Origin of the sequence: Erwinia sp., from assembly GCF_031978025.1 — a bacterium.
Lineage (GTDB): Bacteria > Pseudomonadota > Gammaproteobacteria > Enterobacterales > Enterobacteriaceae > Erwinia.
The window spans coordinates 1-17,034 of sequence record NZ_DALZCD010000035.1 but is presented as its reverse complement, the minus strand read 5'-3'; the positions used below and the strand labels follow the sequence as shown (position 1 = coordinate 17,034).

The 17,034-nt window shown below is 55.0% G+C and carries 15 protein-coding genes; 9 read left to right on the top strand and 6 right to left on the bottom strand.

Features of this window, described 5'->3' with window-relative positions; translation table 11 throughout:
- The 3 genes from RTK32_RS04530 to RTK32_RS04520 form a co-directional block, all read left to right on the top strand.
- The coding region (locus RTK32_RS04530) for an aminopeptidase N C-terminal domain-containing protein (protein WP_312042310.1) at positions 1–909 on the top strand (909 nt) is incomplete at its 5' end.
- An 82-nt stretch (positions 910–991) separates the two neighbouring features.
- On the top strand, positions 992–1,603 hold the full coding sequence (locus RTK32_RS04525) for a transposase (RefSeq protein WP_312042309.1): 612 nt from the start codon (positions 992–994) through the stop codon (positions 1,601–1,603).
- 316 nt (positions 1,604–1,919) lie between these two features.
- Complete coding sequence (locus tag RTK32_RS04520; protein ID WP_312042308.1) at positions 1,920–3,110, top strand: sugar efflux transporter; 1,191 nt, start codon at positions 1,920–1,922, stop codon at positions 3,108–3,110.
- 302 nt (positions 3,111–3,412) lie between these two features.
- Here the strand turns inward: RTK32_RS04520 and ssuB are convergent, their stop codons facing one another.
- The 5 genes from ssuB to ssuE are packed head-to-tail and all read right to left on the bottom strand — an operon-like array spanning position 3,413 to position 7,669.
- Entirely contained in the window at positions 3,413–4,201 is a 789-nt protein-coding gene (gene ssuB, locus RTK32_RS04515; RefSeq protein ID WP_312042307.1) for an aliphatic sulfonates ABC transporter ATP-binding protein, read from the bottom strand.
- On the bottom strand, positions 4,198–4,989 hold the full coding sequence (gene ssuC, locus RTK32_RS04510; protein WP_312042306.1) for an aliphatic sulfonate ABC transporter permease SsuC: 792 nt from the start codon (positions 4,987–4,989) through the stop codon (positions 4,198–4,200). The genes ssuB and ssuC overlap by 4 nt, the downstream gene beginning before the upstream one ends.
- A gap of 7 nt (positions 4,990–4,996) precedes the next feature.
- Positions 4,997–6,142, bottom strand: a complete 1,146-nt coding sequence (gene ssuD, locus RTK32_RS04505) for an FMNH2-dependent alkanesulfonate monooxygenase (protein WP_312042305.1) — start codon at positions 6,140–6,142, stop codon at positions 4,997–4,999.
- Positions 6,139–7,107, bottom strand: a complete 969-nt coding sequence (locus tag RTK32_RS04500; protein WP_312042304.1) for a sulfonate ABC transporter substrate-binding protein — start codon at positions 7,105–7,107, stop codon at positions 6,139–6,141. Before RTK32_RS04500 ends, ssuD begins: the two co-directional genes overlap by 4 nt.
- A 10-nt stretch (positions 7,108–7,117) precedes the next feature.
- Positions 7,118–7,669 carry an NADPH-dependent FMN reductase gene (ssuE, locus tag RTK32_RS04495; RefSeq protein WP_312042303.1) on the bottom strand — a complete coding sequence of 184 codons (552 nt, stop codon included), beginning with the start codon at positions 7,667–7,669 and terminating at the stop codon, positions 7,118–7,120.
- 364 nt (positions 7,670–8,033) lie between these two features.
- Here ssuE and pyrD point away from each other — a divergent pair, with 364 nt between their 5' ends.
- Positions 8,034–9,044 (top strand): quinone-dependent dihydroorotate dehydrogenase, encoded by a 1,011-nt coding sequence (gene pyrD, locus RTK32_RS04490; RefSeq protein ID WP_312042315.1) that lies wholly within the window; start codon positions 8,034–8,036, stop codon positions 9,042–9,044.
- 162 nt (positions 9,045–9,206) lie between these two features.
- Positions 9,207–9,749: a cell division protein ZapC gene (locus RTK32_RS04485; RefSeq protein ID WP_312042302.1), complete on the top strand. Its 543-nt coding sequence runs from the start codon at positions 9,207–9,209 to the stop codon at positions 9,747–9,749.
- On the opposite strand, the gene RTK32_RS04480 is transcribed toward RTK32_RS04485, so the two are convergent.
- A complete protein-coding gene (locus tag RTK32_RS04480; protein WP_312042301.1) occupies positions 9,746–10,861 on the bottom strand; it encodes a YcbX family protein in 1,116 nt (371 codons plus the stop codon). The genes RTK32_RS04485 and RTK32_RS04480 overlap by 4 nt on opposite strands.
- A 135-nt stretch (positions 10,862–10,996) precedes the next feature.
- On the opposite strand from RTK32_RS04480, the gene rlmKL reads away from it, so the two are divergent.
- The 4 genes from rlmKL to RTK32_RS04460 all read left to right on the top strand — a co-directional run.
- Positions 10,997–13,108 carry a bifunctional 23S rRNA (guanine(2069)-N(7))-methyltransferase RlmK/23S rRNA (guanine(2445)-N(2))-methyltransferase RlmL gene (gene rlmKL / locus RTK32_RS04475; RefSeq protein WP_312042314.1) on the top strand — a complete coding sequence of 704 codons (2,112 nt, stop codon included), beginning with the start codon at positions 10,997–10,999 and terminating at the stop codon, positions 13,106–13,108.
- 5 nt (positions 13,109–13,113) lie between these two features.
- The gene (locus RTK32_RS04470; protein WP_312042300.1) at positions 13,114–15,018 is read left to right on the top strand and encodes an ABC transporter ATP-binding protein; all 1,905 of its coding nucleotides are present in this window, start codon (positions 13,114–13,116) and stop codon (positions 15,016–15,018) included.
- A 13-nt stretch (positions 15,019–15,031) separates the two neighbouring features.
- Entirely contained in the window at positions 15,032–16,306 is a 1,275-nt protein-coding gene (gene pqiA / locus RTK32_RS04465) for a membrane integrity-associated transporter subunit PqiA (RefSeq protein ID WP_312042299.1), read from the top strand.
- A partial coding sequence (locus RTK32_RS04460; RefSeq protein WP_312042298.1) for an MlaD family protein occupies positions 16,293–17,034 on the top strand: 742 nt, incomplete at its 3' end. The genes pqiA and RTK32_RS04460, both read left to right, overlap by 14 nt.

The following is a 17,034-nucleotide window of genomic DNA, read 5'->3' as shown; positions in this document are numbered from 1 at the left end:
AGTTTGCTGGCGACCCATATCAAGCTGAACGTCGCCCGCTTCCAACAGGGCCAGCCGCTTTCACTGCCGCTGCACGTGGCCGATGCTTTCCGCGCCGTGCTGCTGGAAGAGAACAGCGATCCGGCGTTGATGGCGCTTATTCTGACGCTGCCGGGTGAAAATGAGGTGGCTGAACTGTTTGAGGTCATCGATCCGGTAGCCATTGCGGAGGTGCGTCGTGCGCTGATGAGCACGCTGGCTACGGAACTGGCGGACGAGTGGTTGGCGGTTTATCACGCACACCGTGTCGACGCGTATCGTATTGACCATGCGGATATCGGTAAGCGTGCGTTAAAAAACACCTGCCTGAACTATCTGGCCTTCGGTGAAAGCGATCTGGCCGACAGGCTGGTTACTGCCCAGTTCCGTCAGGCGAACAACATGACCGATTCGCTGGCAGCGATGACGGCGTCGGTTGCCGCGCAGCTACCATGCCGGGAAACGTTGCTGGCCGAGTTTGACGAGCGCTGGCATAAAGACGGCCTGGTGATGGACAAATGGTTTACTTTGCAGGCCACCAGCCCGGCAAACGATGTGCTTAGCCGCGTCCGTGCGCTGCTTAGCCACCGTTCGTTTACGTTGAGCAACCCGAACCGTATTCGCTCATTAATTGGCGCGTTTGCATCGGGTAATCCTTCCGCTTTCCATGCGGCGGACGGTAGCGGCTATCGGTTCCTGGTAGAAATACTGACCGACCTGAATACGCGTAATCCTCAGGTTGCCTCACGTATTATTGAGCCATTGATCCGCTTTAAACGCTACGATGAGGCGCGTCAGGCGCTGATGCGTAGTGCGCTTGAGCAGTTAAAAGCGCTGGATAACCTCTCCGGCGATCTTTACGAGAAAATCAGCAAGGCACTGCAGGATTAATTTTTCGGCGTAAATAAAGAAAAGCCCCGAATATGAACTGCACCCCAAAAGTTGGACACCCAACTGATTAAGGTGCAGTTCAGTGAGCAGTCCTAAGTTTCCCCTCGAATTACGGCTCGCCGTTGTCACTCATTATCTCAACACCCGCGATGGCTATCGTGAGACGGCTAAACGTTTTAGTGTGGGCCGCACGGCGGTTCGCCGCTGGATTTCCGCATGGCAGCAGCAAGGCATTGACGGACTGACCTGGAAAACTGCTGATTACACGCCTGAATTCCGGCTGAAGGTTGTCCGCGCTGTCATCGATGATAAACTTTCGCTCCGCAATGCCACCGCTAAATTTAACCTTTCCGGTGAACGTACTGTTTACCAGTGGGTTAAACGCTTTCAGGCGTCCGGGGCCGGGGCGCTCTCCGGCATAAAAAGCGGAAGACCGAAAAAGCCGGAACCCATGCATAAGGACATCAACTCCCCATCAGCACCACGCGATAATCCCCCTGATGCTCAGGCCGAAGTGCGCTACTTTCGCGCCGAAGTCGGCTGGCTTAAAAGAGCCAAAGGGATGGATGGCGGCAAGTTTCAGCGCAGGAAAGCCCTTATCATTCAGGAACTGCGTAGGGAGCACGGCCTGAATGACCTGCTGAACGGCCTCAGCCCTGTTGAATTCAGGTTACTACACCTGGAAACAGCATGACCAGGGAGCGCGTGTCATATAAACATTTTTCCCCGCATCAGTTGAAAGCATTAAACCAAATAAGGTAGGCGTCTGGTGTATTAGCTCAGCCTTGACCTGACAGGTTTCGCAGGTAGAGCATAATCAAATCTGACACTCTGCTTTGAGCGAGAAGCGGATCTTCAGTCAGAATGTCTAAAGAGCGGGACACAGAACTTCTGACGAAGCTCTAACAACCCAAAAACCAGTACATCTCATATGAAGTGAAATAGTGCGCTGTCTTAAGACGTTTCCGTGTTAAAAAATAAGATTAACCTACATGGAGATGTTGTTCTTTATGGCTTTTTTTTCCGGAATTACTGGGCGGCTGTTCCTTATAAACGTAATGACCGCCATTTCATATGCCTTCATTTTACCTGTCATGAGTCTTTTTTTAATAAACGGCTTACATGCTAGCCCGATTTTTATCACTTTCTACAGCCTGGGGTTTGCTCTCTCAGGATTATTTTTCAGCCAGTTGATGGGATCTCTTGCAGATAAGGGACATCCAGTCAGGCAACTTTTCATGATTTCTGTTACGGCGCTTTTTCTGGCGGGTTTAGCCTTCAGTTTCTGTCGTAAACCCATCGAGGCTCTGGTCATCGGTATTTTCTTGATGGGGCCAGGCAATGCGTCTATCCCGCTACTCCTGTCGATGATCCGAAAGCATTCACTGACGGCAGGGCTTAACGCTACGCGGCTCAATACGCAAATGCGTTCGGGCGTGTCAATTGTGTGGATTGCCGGGCCGGCTCTGGCATTTGTCTTCGCCGACCGATTTGGCTTCACCTTTAATTTTCTGGCCTCGGCCCTGCTTGCGGTCATAACCTTACTTGCCAGCCAGTTGCTGCTTTCGAAGGATAAAAAAACTGTCGATACAGGCAGAGCAGAAAAAACTCAAGTCAGTAAAGCCCCCATCACGGGTATGATTTGGGCACTGGGCGCAGTAATGATGCTGGCAAATTTATCCAATAACATGTACCTGACCATTATGCCGCTGTACCTGGTACACGAGCTTAATTTACCCGCTTCGTTTCCGGGCTTTCTGCTGGGTGCAACCGCGATAATGGAAATTCCCGTTATGCTTGCCGCTGCTCATCTGGCAGAGAAAACAGGGAAAGAGCTACTGATGATGGTCGGATTTCTCTTTGCAGCCGTCTATTACAGCCTGCTTCAGTTGGCCACTAACATGACCGAACTGATTGTGTTGCAACTTTTTAACGGATTATTCTTTGGTATTTTTGTCGGCCTGGGCATTTCTGTTATTCAGGACGCGTTGCCAGAACGAAGCGGCTTCGCATCAGCATTTCACTCCAATGCCATGCGCACAGGCATGATGACTGGCAATGGGATTGCAGGTCTGATGGCGCAACTGGCAGGATTTAAAATTACTCTGCTTGTTCCACTGTTATCAGTGTGTTGTGCTGCTTTGCTAATGCTTTGTATAAAGAGAAATCACTCTACAAAAAACAGTTCACCAATAGGCTGACAGTTCTTATAAATATGCGTACAAAGCACGATTAACCGACGCTGTTGCTCCGGTTTTATTCTCATTAATTCAACGTCTGCTCCTGGCACAGGTCTGCCTGTGAGATTAGGGATAGCTCATGCCGTAGCGGTGTTAGATTAAGTCGCGACTAATACCTGAAAACACCAACCTATAAAGTTCTGTTGAAGCCCCCGACCAACCCATATCAAGTTGGGCGAGAGGCACTCCAACTCCGATGATTCAGTGTCCAACATTCCGGGGGCAGTTCAATAAGGGGCTTTCCTTTTCGCAACCCCGTAACCTTAACGCTGTGCATAGCGTCTTTCTGCCTCAACCGGCGAGCGCTGCATCACGCGATCCAACACTTCCGCTTCCAGCTCGGCCAGCCGCACAGAACCTTTGCGACGTGGGCGCGGCAGCTCAACCGTCAAATCCAGACCAATATTGCCTTCCTCAATTAACAGCACCCTGTCTGCCATGGCGACTGCCTCGCTAACGTCATGCGTGACCAGCAGCACGGTAAAGTGATGTTTTTGCCACAGCGACTCAATCAAATCCTGCATTTCGATACGCGTCAGGGCATCCAGCGCGCCGAGCGGTTCATCCAGCAGCAGTAAACCGGGCCGGTGGATCAAAGCCCGCGCCAGTGCCACGCGCTGCTTTTGGCCACCGGACAACGCCGCAGGCCATTCACCGGCGCGTTCAGCCAGGCCGACCGCTTCAAGCGCCTCCAGCGCAGCGCTTTTCCAGGCCCGGCCTTTCAGACCCAGCCCTACATTATCGATGACGCTTTTCCAGGGAAGCAGGCGTGCATCCTGAAACATCAGGCGGGTATCGTCTTTGGCTTCGCTCAGCGGCGCACTACCGGCCAGCAGCTCGCCGGAAGTGCTTTTTTCCAGCCCGGCCAGCAGGCGCAGCAGGGTACTTTTACCGCAGCCACTGCGCCCGACTACCGCCACAAACTGACCTGAGGGGATATGCAGGTCGATATTATTCAGCACGGTACGGCCATGATATTGCTTGCTGACACCGTTGATAATCAGAGGTGTACCGGCGTTGAGACGTGCGGGAGAAGACGTTAACTCGCTCATGCGTTTTCCTCTTTTTGTTGATAAGCCGGATGCCAGCGCAGCCAGACGCGTTCCAATAACAATGCGCTGACGTCAGCCAGTTTACCGAGCAGGGCGTAGAGAATAATGGCGACTACAACGACATCGGTCTGTAAAAATTCACGTGCATTCATCGCCAGATAGCCGATACCAGAGTTGGCAGAAATGGTTTCCGCCACGATTAATGTCAGCCACATCAGGCCCAGAGCAAAACGCACACCCACCATAATGGAAGGCAGCGCCCCCGGTAGCACCACCTGAATAAAGAGGCTCCAGCCAGAAAGACCGTAGCTGCGGGCCATTTCTACCAGGCCACGATCCACATTGCGAATGCCGTGACAGGTGTTGAGGTAAACAGGGAACAGCGTACCCAGCGCGACCAGAAAAATCTTGGCGGATTCGTCAATGCCGAACCACAGGATCACCAGCGGGATCAGCGCCAGATGCGGCACGTTGCGCAGCATCTGAATAGAGGTATCCAGCAGACGCTCACCCAGGCGCGACATGCCGGTAATCAGCCCCAGCACCAGGCCAATTGAGCCGCCAATACCAAAGCCTACCGCCGCGCGCCAGCTGCTGATGGCCAGATGCTGCCACAGCTCGCCGCTGGCCGACAGTTTCCAGAAAGTGACCACAATGGCTTCCGGCGCAGGCAAAATCCGGGTGGAAAGCCAGCCGGTCTGTGAGGCGATTTGCCAGACGATGACCAGCACGACCGGCAGTAGCCAGGGGATCAGCAGGTTGCCTGTACGAGTAAGCGATTTGCTCATAGCCACCTCAGCTCTGCGACACTTTCTGGGGAGCGAAATCATGCGCTACGGCTTCGCCATGCGCGGTAATATTGTTCGGCTGCGGCACTTCCGGCACGTTCAGGTCGAGATGCGGGAACAGCAGTTCGCCGACACGGTAAGCCTCTTCCAGATGTGGGTAGCCGGACAAAATAAATGTCTCAATCCCCAGATCGGCATACTCCTGCATCCTGGCCGCCACGGTGGCGCCATCGCCGACCAGCGCGGTACCGGCACCGCCGCGCACCAGCCCAACGCCAGCCCACAAATTAGGTGAAATTTCCAGCTTATCGCGACGTCCTCCGTGTAGAGCGGCCATGCGATGCTGGCCGACGGAATCGGTCTTCGCCAGCGCAGCCTGTGCTTTAGCAATAGTGGCGTCATCCAGGTGGGATATCAGTCGGTCTGCCGCTTTCCAGGCCTCTTCATTAGTTTCGCGCACGATAACGTGCAGGCGGATGCCGAACTTCACCGTTCTGCCCTGAGCAGCCGCTTTTGCCCGCACCTGCTCAATTTTCTCTTTGACCTGCGCCGGCGGTTCGCCCCAGGTCAGATAAACATCAACCTGTTCCGCGGCCAGATCCTGAGCAGGCTCGGAGGAACCGCCAAACCACAAAGGCGGACGCGGTTGCTGCACCGGGCGGAACATTAAACGAGCGCCGCGAACGTGCACGTGCTTGCCTTCGTAATCCACCGTTTCGCCTTCCAGTACGCGACGCCAGACGCGGGTAAATTCCGCTGACTCAACATAGCGCTCACGGTGATCCAGAAAAACGCCGTCGCCTGCCAACTCTTCTGCGTCGCCGCCGGTAACCAAATTAAACAGCGCACGACCGTTTGACAGCCGATCCAGGGTAGCAGCCTGGCGCGCGGCCTGAGTAGGGGATATCACGCCGGGACGCAGCGCAACCAGAAAACGCAGACGCTGCGTCACGGGGATCAGCGAAGCGGCTACCAGCCAGGCATCCTCGCAGGAACGCCCTGTTGGGATCAGTACACCGCCAAATCCCATGCGATCGGCAGCCTGAGCAATCTGCTGGAGGTAAGCGTGATCGACCGGACGTGCGCCCTCTGTCGTGCCTAAATAGTGGCCATCGCCATGCGTGGGTAAAAACCAGAAAACGGAAAGGCTCATTGTGGGACTCCTTGCGTAGCGGAGGCGACATGCCAGACACGGCTGGCGATATCGACTTTTACCGGCATTAAATGATTAGCGTAAAAAAGATCGGCGGTGTGCTGCTGGGCCTGGACAGTTTTCTCACTGACCGGGCCAATGACCGTCGGCGGACGGTGATCGAGATAGCTGGCAATGACCGGCTTCGGCAGGCCAATAGTTTGCGAAAGCAGGGCGATACTCTGCTCGCGATCGCTACGGGTCAGTTCGTCAGCCTCGCTGAATGTCTCCAGCACCTGCTTCACGAAAGCGCCGTTGGCTTCAGCGAAAGGACGCGTGGCCAGATAAAACGAACCTGTGAGATTCAGCCCGTCACCATCAGCCAATACCCGCACGCCTCCCTGCAACAGCGCGGCGGAATAGTAGGGATCCCAGATAGCCCAGGCATCCACATCGCCCTGCTGGAAAGCCGCGCGGGCATCGGCGGGCGTCAGATAAATGGGGTGGATATCGCTGAAGCTCATCCCGGCCTTAGTCAGCGCGCGCAGCAGCAGATTGTGCGAGCTGGAGCCTTTCTGGAAGGCCACCTTATGCCCTTTCAAATCGGCAACGCTTTTAATTGCGCTGTTTTTTGCTACCAGAATGACTTCAGACTTTGGCTTGGGCGGTTCGGAACCGACATAAAGTAGGTCAGCGCCAGCCGCCTGAGCGAAAATCGGCGGGATGTCGCCCGTGCTGCCCAGATCGATGCTGTTAACATTCAGCGCTTCCAGCATCTGCGGTCCGGCTGGAAACTCAATCCATTTGATCTGCGTATGGGGGAAACGCTTTTCCAGCAGCTGATGCGAACGGGCCAGCGCCATACTCACCGATCCTTTTTGATAGCCAATACGGAAAGCGGCAGGCGCGGCCTCATCTGCCAGGGCGCCGCCAGAGAGCAGTGCGCTAAAGGCCAGCGCTGAGACGAAACGTGAAAACAGGGTCATGAGCGCTTCCTTATACCGCTGTGGCCAGCAGCTGACGGCGACGCGTCAGTGCAGACCAGAACGTGTCGATAGACTCTGCAATACGTTCGGCCAGAAGAGGAGAGAGTTCAGGCTGGCGATCGTAATGGCTAATCTGGCTGTCGTCGGCAAATACGCCATGCAGCACTTCCTGTGCTTTTAACGCGTTAAGCACCGGTTTTAACGCGTAATCCACGGCCAGCATATGAGCCAGGGTGCCGCCAGTAGCCAGTGGCAGCACGACTTTATGCTCCAGCGCGCGTTCCGGCAGCAGATCCAGCAGCGTTTTCAATGCGCCGGAAAAAGAAGCTTTATAGACAGGCGTGGCGACGATCAGCCCGCCTGCGTTAGCCAAATCCTCTTTAAAGGCCAGCAGCGCAGGGGAGTCGAAACGAGCGTAAAGTAAATCCTCTGGATGGAAATTGTGCAGGTTCCAGGGAATGACCTCGACACCTCGCTTTTCAAGCGCCTGCTGACACAGGGTCAGCAGGGCGGTTGAACGCGAAGGGTAACGAGGACTGCCTGCCAGAGTAATAACGCGCATCATCTCTCCTTATAACCAAAAGTTATTGATTAAAATAATTCCTGAACTTATGGAACTATCCTGGCAGAGTGTGGCGGACGCCTTAAATGATTTATCCGGCATATTTAAGCTACTTTTTGGATAAGCAAAAGGCAGATAGCAGGAAAGCGCGGCACAGGGGCACGCAAACGTTTTACTTTCGTCGTAAAGGACTTTACCATTTTCCCCCGCGCCTGCAGCGTTGCTGTGCTTGTTGAAGGTCGCCGGTCTTCACGACTAATCAGATAATAAAAGTGGAGAAGACGTGCCTGCTGCGCAGTTTTCAGGGTTGCTGTAGCAACCGTTAGTCCTTTTCCAGCCCGAGATTGCGGGCTACTCAGGAGCGATCATGTATAACCTGGTCCGTAACGCGCTTTTTCAGCTCGACGCTGAGCGTGCACACGAATTGACCCTTCAACAGCTGCACCGGATAACCGGGACGCCGCTGCTTCATCTGGTGCGGCAAACGCTTCCTTTTAAACCTGTCAATTGCATGGGGCTGACCTTTAAAAATCCGCTTGGTCTCGCGGCAGGGTTAGATAAAAACGGCGAATGTATTGACGCTTTCGGCGCAATGGGCTTCGGCTTTATAGAAGTTGGTACCGTGACGCCGCGGCCGCAGGCGGGGAACGATAAGCCGCGCATGTTCCGTATCCGGGAGGCGGAAGGCATTATTAATCGTATGGGATTCAATAACCTTGGTGTCGACCAGCTGGTTAACAATGTGAAGCAGGCTCGCTTTGATGGCATTCTGGGCATCAATATCGGCAAAAATAAAGATACGCCAGTGGAAATGGGTAAAGAAGATTATTTAATCTGTATGGAAAAAGTTTATCCTTATGCAGGTTATATTGCGATCAACATCTCATCTCCGAATACTCCAGGGTTGCGCACGCTGCAATATGGTGAAGCACTGGACGATCTGTTGCAGGCGATTAAGCACAAGCAGCTTGAGTTGGAAAACCAGCATCAAAAATATGTGCCGGTAGCGGTTAAAATTGCGCCGGATTTAGTCGAAGAAGAGCTTATCCAAATTGCCGACAGTCTGCTCCGGCATAATATTGATGGCGTAATCGCCACCAATACCACGCTCGACCGGTCTCTGGTTAACGGCCTTAAATACAGTGACGAAGCGGGCGGCCTGAGCGGGCGTCCGGTGCAGCTGAAGAGTACGGAAATTATTCGCCGACTGGCACAAGAGCTGCAGGGCCGTCTGCCGATTATTGGCGTAGGTGGCATTGATTCGCTGGTGGCCGCGAAAGAAAAAATGGCGGCTGGTGCCTCACTGGTGCAGATATATTCCGGTTTTATTTACAAAGGTCCGCCGCTGATTAAAGAAATTGTCAGTTATATCTGATTAAATGCGGGTTTAACGGGCCAGGGGGTTTATTTTCCCCTCTGGCTCGTTTATATTTTCTGCTGTTTATGCATTATTCAGACTATTTGGGAACAGGGTCGGTTTGCATGTTCGCCGGCCTGGCGATAAATAGCCGATCTGACGATGATTACGGGATACTTCATGAGGATTAAACCTGACGACAGCTGGCGCTGGTGCTTTGATGGCGAACAGGAACGCATGATGTTAGAGATGGCGGAAGGCGCGCTGTTCTGCTCACGCTTCCCTCGTAAGATGCTGACGCCCGATGCCTTTAACGCCGCGCAATTCTCCGTCGATGACGCCGCCCTGTTTTCTACCTTTGCAGAAAAATGCCTGGCGTGCGACTTGACCGAACGCCAGCGTACCGACCTGGTGCTGAACGCGCTGGTTGCATTACGTTTTCTGAAGCCGCAAATGCCGAAAAGCTGGCACTTTTCTGCGCACCCGCGCCACTGTACGCCGCAGGAAGGTGAACTGGTAGCGGTACGTCTGTGTGAAACGGGCGAAGAAGCGACGCTGCTGGTGGTCGAAGCGGGTGAAAACGCCGCGCTCTGTCTGCTGGCACAGCCAGAACTGCAGCTGGGCGGCAAAACGATGCTGCTGGGCGATGCTATTAAAGTGATGCACGACCGCCTGCTGCCCGCCATCAGCCAGCATATTTTTACCTTCGCCCGCGCTGTTTAACGCGCTGACAGCACCACATCTCCGTCCGGGATGCAGCTGCAGCTTAACAGCGTACCGTCTTCTTGCAGCGCGCCTTTTTTCAGCGCGCGCACCTGTCCTGATGCCAGCCTGACCCGGCAGCTGCCGCACACGCCCGCGCGGCAGGAATAGGGAATGCGATACCCCTGCATTTCCAGCTGTTCCAGCAAAACCTGCTGATTGTTGCCGCTAAATGGCTTGCCTTCCCAGCTGATGGTCACGCTTTCCTGCGTGTCGACAACCGCTTCAAGTGATTCCGCCACCTCTCCTGCACCGTAAAGACGAGCCGGTTTCCCCGTGACAACTTCCAGCTCGTCGCCAACGCGTAAAATACCGCTGTTGCGGGCCACGAGGTTGATACCAAAATCAACATCGCCGGAGCTATCGGTTGCGGTGCGGAATTTTTGCAGGGTAGTTAACGGTTCGCCGGTAGGATGCTTGCGGCCGCGGTCCGCGCTGACAGTGGTAAAAATGCAGCGGCTACAGGGTTTCGGCGCGTCAAAGAGCACGCCGCCGATGCGTACCGTTGCCCAGCGATCTTCCGCCCACGCCGTCGCGCCCGCCACCACTAAATTCGGACGAAACTGCTCCAGCTTTACCCCTGCCGGGCATCGCTGACGTAAATCTTGTAGCGAGGCTTCATTGATCAGCAGATAAGGATAGCCGTCGGCAAACCCCAAAGGCACCTGACTGAAGCGCTTCACTCGCCGCGTCATTTCCGGGCCGACCCAGCGAAGCTGCACGTCACGTGGAAAAAAGCCGCTCAGCCAGCGGTTAATCTGCGCAGGCGCTATCAGCGCGGTAAAATGGTTACCCCAGACTTCTACCGGCGCCGGCTCGGTGGCGAAATCCGCAAAGCGAATCGTGGCGCTGCTGCCGTCCGGGGCCGCCAGCAGTAGGCCGTCCGGCAGCAGCGCAGGCGTGAAAAGCACCATTTCGGGATACTGACGTGCCGTGATAAAGGTGCCGTCCGTTTCGGTAAGCATAAAAATGCGATCGAAGGCCAGGCCGCTGGCGAGGGCCTGAGCATGAGAAACCTGCGTGCCACGCATGGATTTTACGGGGTGAATAAACAGACGAGACAGGCTAATCATGTTGCTCTCCAGCACCAAAGAAAGCGTCAGCGTAAAAAAAGAGCCATGAGTGGCTGACGAAAAGAAGCTAACTTTATGACATGCGCCCCGGATTAGCTATAATGCGCAGCAATTTTCCAGATGATAAGTGATGTTATGAATTCTCTGTTTGCCAGTACGGCGCGTGGGCTCGAAGAGCTGTTAAAAAGTGAACTGGAAGCGATGGGGGCCGAGGCCTGCCAGATTGTCCAGGGCGGCGTACATTTTCAGGGCGACGATCGTCTGATGTATCAGAGCCTGATGTGGAGCCGCCTGGCTTCCCGCATCCTGCTGCCGCTGACCGAATGCGGCGTTTACAGCGACCTGGATCTCTATCTGGGCGTGCAGGCCATCGACTGGCCCGCTCTGTTTGGCAGTGATAAAACCTTTGCCGTGCATTTTAGCGGCCTTAACGAGGTGATCCGCAACAGCCAGTACGGCGCGCTTAAGGTCAAAGACGCTATTGTGGACAGCTTTACCCGTAAAAACCTGCCTCGGCCGGATGTGGATCGTGAACAGCCTGATATTCGCGTAAACGTCTGGCTGAACAAAGATAATGCCAGCATTGCGCTGGATCTGAGCGGCGAAGGGCTGCACCAGCGCGGCTATCGCCAGCAAACCGGTATGGCGCCGCTTAAAGAAAACCTGGCGGCAGCGATTGTTCTGCGCTCGGGCTGGCAGGCCGGTACGCCGATGGTTGATCCTATGTGCGGCTCGGGCACGTTACTGATCGAAGCAGCCATGATCGCCAGCGATCGTGCGCCTGGCCTGCATCGTACCCACTGGGGCTTTACCGGCTGGAATAAATTTGACGAGGCCCTGTGGCGTGAAGTGACCAGCGAAGCGAAAGTGCGCGCTCGTCGCGGGCTGCAGGAAACGACCTCCCGTTTTTACGGCTACGACAACGATACTCGCGTGATCGAACGCGCGCGCGTTAACGCCCGCCGTGCGGGGCTGGCGGAGCTAATCAGCTTTACTACACAGGATGTGCTCAAGCTCACCAATCCGCTGGCGGAAGGGCCAACCGGCACCGTGCTGAGCAACCCGCCTTACGGCGAGCGTCTGGAAAGCGAACCGGCTCTGATTGCGCTGCACAGCCAGCTGGGTCGCCTGATGAAGCAGCATTTCGGCGGCTGGAACCTGTCGTTGTTCAGCGCGTCGCCAGAACTGCTGAGCTGTCTGCAGCTGCGCGCCGAACGCCAGTTTAAGGCGAAAAACGGCCCGCTGGACTGTGTACAGAAAAACTATCAGCTGGGAGTGAACACCTCGGGCGTCGCGCAGATCGCGGAAGATTACGCTAATCGCCTGCGTAAGAATCTGAAGAAGCTTGAAAAATGGGCGCGTCAGGAAGGCATTGAGTGCTACCGTATTTATGATGCCGATCTGCCGGATTACAACGTCGCCGTCGACCGCTATGGCGAATGGGTGGTCGTGCAGGAGTATGCGCCGCCGAAAACCATTGAGCCTTCCAAAGCCCGTCAGCGCCTGTTTGACGTTATTTCCGCCACGCTCAGCGTGCTGGATCTGCCTGCAAACCGTCTGGTGCTGAAAACTCGCGAGCGGCAGAAAGGCAAAAGCCAGTACCAGAAGCTGGGCGAAAAAGGCGATTTCTTTGAGGTTTCCGAATTTAACGCAAAATTGTGGGTCAATCTGACCGACTATCTCGATACCGGCCTGTTCCTGGATCACCGTATCGCGCGTAAGATGCTCGGAGAGATGAGCAAAGGGAAAGACTTCCTGAATCTGTTTGCCTATACCGGCAGCGCCAGCGTGCACGCCGGGCTGGGAGGCGCTAAAAGCACCACCACGGTGGATATGTCGCGTACTTATCTGGAGTGGGCAGAGCGTAACCTGCGCCTGAATGGCCTGACCGGTCGACAGCATCGCCTGATGCAGGCTGACTGCCTGAGCTGGCTGCGCGAATCTGATGAACAGTTCGACCTGATCTTTATCGATCCGCCTACCTTCTCAAACTCTAAAAGAATGGAAGAGAGTTTTGACGTGCAGCGCGATCATCTGCTGTTGATGAAAGATCTGAAAAGGCTGCTGCGTAAAAATGGCACCATCATGTTCTCCAACAACAAGCGCGGCTTCAAAATGGATCTGGAAGGCCTGGCTGGCCTGCAGCTGAGCGCTCAGGAAATTACCGCGAAAACGCAGTCGCAGGACTTCGCACGCAACCGTCAAATTCATAACTGCTGGCTGATTACTCACGCCGGTAAGGAATAAGTTTTATGTCACTGATCAGTATTCATGGCGCATACCTCTCTTTCAGCGACGCGCCGCTGTTGGATAACACCGAGCTGCACATCGAAGAGAACGAGCGCGTCTGTCTGGTAGGGCGCAACGGCGCGGGCAAATCAACGCTGATGAAAATCATCAACCGCGAGCAGCCGCTGGACGATGGCCGTATCATTTATGAGCAGGATCTGGTTATCGCGCGTCTGCAACAGGACCCGCCACGTAATGTAAAAGGCTCGGTCTATGACTTCGTTGCCGAAGGCGTGAATGAACAGGCCGAATACCTGAAAGCCTATCATGCCATTTCACACCTGGTGATGAACGATCCCAGCGAGAAAAACCTGAACGAGATGGGAAGGCTGCAAAGCATTCTCGATCACCAGAACCTCTGGCAGCTGGAAACGCGTATTCAGGATGTGCTGAAACAAATTGGTCTGGACGGCGACGCGCCGCTCTCTTCGCTGTCCGGAGGCTGGCTGCGTAAAGCCGCGCTGGGCCGCGCGCTGGTCAGCAATCCCCGTGTACTGATGCTGGACGAGCCGACCAACCACCTGGATATCGAAACCATTGACTGGCTGGAAACCTTCCTGAAAACCTTCCAGGGCAGCATCATCTTTATCTCGCATGACCGTTCGTTTATTCGCAACATGGCGACGCGTATCGTCGACCTCGACCGCGGCAAGCTGGTTTCCTGGCCGGGTGACTACGATCAGTTCCTGTTGGGTAAAGAAGAAGCGCTGCGCGTGGAAGAGATGCAGAACGCCGAATTTGACCGCAAGCTGGCGCAGGAAGAAGTCTGGATCCGTCAGGGCATTAAGGCTCGTCGTACCCGTAACGAAGGACGCGTCCGCGCGCTGAAAGCTTTACGTAACGAACGCGCCGAGCGCCGGGAGGTGATGGGCAAAGCCAATATGCAGGTAGAAGAGGCGAGCCGCTCCGGCAAGATCGTTTTTGAACTGGAAAACGTCAGCTACGGCGTGGCGGGCAAACAGCTGGTGAAGGATTTCTCCCGGCAGGTACAGCGCGGCGACAAAATTGCCCTGATTGGCCCGAACGGCTGCGGCAAGTCTACGCTGCTGAAGCTGATGCTCGATCAGTTAAAACCGGACAGCGGCCGCGTGCATATCGGCACCAAGCTTGAAGTCGCCTATTTCGATCAGCACCGCACAGAGCTCGATCCCGATCGCACGGTGATGGATAACCTGGCGGAAGGCAAACAGGAAGTGATGGTCAACGGTAAGCCACGCCATGTGCTGGGCTATCTGCAGGACTTCCTGTTCCACCCGAAGCGGGCCATGACTCCGGTGCGTGCTTTATCGGGCGGGGAACGTAACCGCCTGCTGCTGGCGCGTCTGTTCCTGAAGCCCAGCAACCTGCTGATCCTCGATGAACCAACTAACGATCTGGATGTGGAAACGCTGGAGCTGTTGGAAGAGCTGATCGATGGCTACCAGGGAACGGTGCTGCTGGTCAGCCACGATCGTCAGTTTGTCGATAATACCGTTACCGAGTGCTGGATTTTTGAAGGTCAGGGCGAGATCGGTGCCTTTGTTGGCGGCTATCACGATGCCCAGCTGCAGCGTGCTGCCTATAAGCAAACCCGCAGCACAGCACAGAACGCGCCAGCTGCGCGTCAGGAAACCGCAAAAAGCGACGCGGCAAAGCGTCCCGCGGCGAAGATGAGCTATAACCTGCAGCGCGAGCTGGAGCAGATGCCGCAAAAAATGGAGCAGCTGGAAAACGAACTGGCCTCGCTGCAGGCGAAAGTGGCCGATGCCAGCTTCTTTAGTCAGCCGCATGACGTCACCCAGCCGATACTCGATGCGCTTGCCAGTACAGAACAGGCACTGGAAGCCGCATTCGAGCGCTGGGAACACCTGGAATCGCTGAAAAACTAAACCGAGGTAACCTATGTGTTCATCGCTCCAGGCCGATCAGTGGATGCTTTGCCCGCAGTGCGACCTGATGACACAGTTGCCGCCTCTCACGCCGGGCAGCAAAGCCAGCTGCCCGCGCTGTGATACCACGCTGGTAATGAAATGGGACGAGCCGCGCAAGCGGCCAACCGGCTATGCGCTGGCGGCACTGTTTATGCTGCTTCTGGCAAACCTGTTTCCGTTCGTCAATATGCATGTCGCCGGGATGAGCAGTGAAATTACGCTGATGCGTATCCCTCAGGTCATGGTTTCGGTTGATTACAGTAGCCTGGCAACGCTGTTCCTGCTGTTTGTGCAGGCCGTCCCCGCGCTCTGTATGATTATTATTTTGCTGTTGGTGAATTCAGTTAAGCTGCCCACGCCCCTGAAAAAGGTGATGGCACGCGTTCTGTTTCAAATTAAAACCTGGGGCATGGCGGAAATCTTTCTGGCTGGTGTGCTGGTCAGTTTTGTCAAACTGATGGCATACGGCGATATTGGCGTCGGGGCCAGTTTTATTCCCTGGTGCCTGTTCTGTCTGCTACAGCTGCGTGCTTTTCAATGCGTTGACCGCCGCTGGATGTGGCAACGTATTGCGCCTTTACCCGCATTGCCTAAGAAGCCGGTGCCTGCTATCAGCGGTCTTCAACAAAATCTACGCTCCTGTAGCTGCTGTACCGCGATCCTACCGGATGAGCAAACCTCTTGTTCACGCTGCGGTACGCACGGTTATGCGCGACGCAGGCACAGCCTGCAATGGACCATGGCGTTATTGCTGACTTCACTGCTTTTATATATTCCCGCTAACCTGATGCCTATCATGATCACTGAATCCCTGGGGAGCAAAACCACCTCTACCATTATGGCGGGCGTAGTGTTGCTGTGGGGGGAAGGGTCTTACCCGGTTGCGATGGTGATTTTCATCGCCAGTATCATGGTGCCGTCGCTGAAAATGCTGGCTATCGGCTGGCTCTGCTGGGATGCCAATGGCAAAAGCAAGCCGCACCAGGACAGCGAAAGGATGCATAAAATTTACGAAGTAGTGGAGTTCGTTGGCCGCTGGTCAATGATTGATGTTTTTGTAATAGCTGTGCTCTCTGCGCTGGTGCGCATGGGCCAGTTAATGAATATTTATCCCGCGACGGGGGCGTTGCTGTTTGCGCTGGTGGTGATCCTGACGATGTTTGCCGCCATAACGTTTGACCCACGTCTCACCTGGGATCGTGTCAGTACCCAAACTAAAGAGGAGCCAGGCATTGCAGGAAAATAATCATGGCGTGGCGACGGTTGATCGAATCAAACGTTGGTCACCAGTCTGGATCATTCCCATTGTTACCGTATTAATCGGTGCATGGATTCTTTTTTATCATTTCACCCATCAGGGGCCGCTGGTGACGCTGATCACCACGAATGCGGAAGGAATCGAAGGCGGAAAAACGGCGATCAAAAGCCGCAGTGTCGATGTCGGCACCGTGGAAAGCGCTGAACTGACCGACGATCTACTGCACGTCAAAATTACCGCCCGACTCAACACCGGGATGGAGAAATTACTGAAGAGCGACAGCGCCTTTTGGGTGGTTAAACCGACCATTGGCCGTGAAGGCGTTACCGGCCTCGGCACGCTGCTTTCCGGGTCTTATATTGAACTGCAACCGGGCAGTAAAGGCGAGCAGCCCGAAGAATATAAGCTGCTGGATGCACCGCCGCTGGCGCCGCCGGATGCCAAAGGCGTACGCATTACGCTGGACAGTGCGAAAGCGGGCCAGCTGAACCCTGGCGATCCCGTGCTGTTCCGGGGCTACCGGGTAGGCTCAGTAGAAACCAGCCAGTTTGATGCCGACAAACGCATGATGACCTATCAGCTGTTTGTCGCCGCGCCTTATGACCGCCTCGTGACCACCAACGTACGTTTCTGGAAGGACAGCGGCATCGCGGTAGATATGTCCGCTTCTGGCATGCGCGTTGAAATGGGCTCGCTAACAACGCTGTTTAGCGGTG

Coding starts and splice junctions, on each gene's coding strand:
- RTK32_RS04520 (WP_312042308.1), top strand. CDS start 1,920: ATGGCTTTTTTTTCCGGAATTACTGGGCGGCTGTTCCTTATAAACGTA.
- ssuB (WP_312042307.1), bottom strand. CDS start 4,201: ATGAGCGAGTTAACGTCTTCTCCCGCACGTCTCAACGCCGGTACACCT.
- ssuC (WP_312042306.1), bottom strand. CDS start 4,989: ATGAGCAAATCGCTTACTCGTACAGGCAACCTGCTGATCCCCTGGCTA.
- ssuD (WP_312042305.1), bottom strand. CDS start 6,142: ATGAGCCTTTCCGTTTTCTGGTTTTTACCCACGCATGGCGATGGCCAC.
- RTK32_RS04500 (WP_312042304.1), bottom strand. CDS start 7,107: ATGACCCTGTTTTCACGTTTCGTCTCAGCGCTGGCCTTTAGCGCACTG.
- ssuE (WP_312042303.1), bottom strand. CDS start 7,669: ATGCGCGTTATTACTCTGGCAGGCAGTCCTCGTTACCCTTCGCGTTCA.
- RTK32_RS04485 (WP_312042302.1), top strand. CDS start 9,207: ATGAGGATTAAACCTGACGACAGCTGGCGCTGGTGCTTTGATGGCGAA.
- RTK32_RS04480 (WP_312042301.1), bottom strand. CDS start 10,861: ATGATTAGCCTGTCTCGTCTGTTTATTCACCCCGTAAAATCCATGCGT.
- rlmKL (WP_312042314.1), top strand. CDS start 10,997: ATGAATTCTCTGTTTGCCAGTACGGCGCGTGGGCTCGAAGAGCTGTTA.
- RTK32_RS04470 (WP_312042300.1), top strand. CDS start 13,114: ATGTCACTGATCAGTATTCATGGCGCATACCTCTCTTTCAGCGACGCG.
- pqiA (WP_312042299.1), top strand. CDS start 15,032: ATGTGTTCATCGCTCCAGGCCGATCAGTGGATGCTTTGCCCGCAGTGC.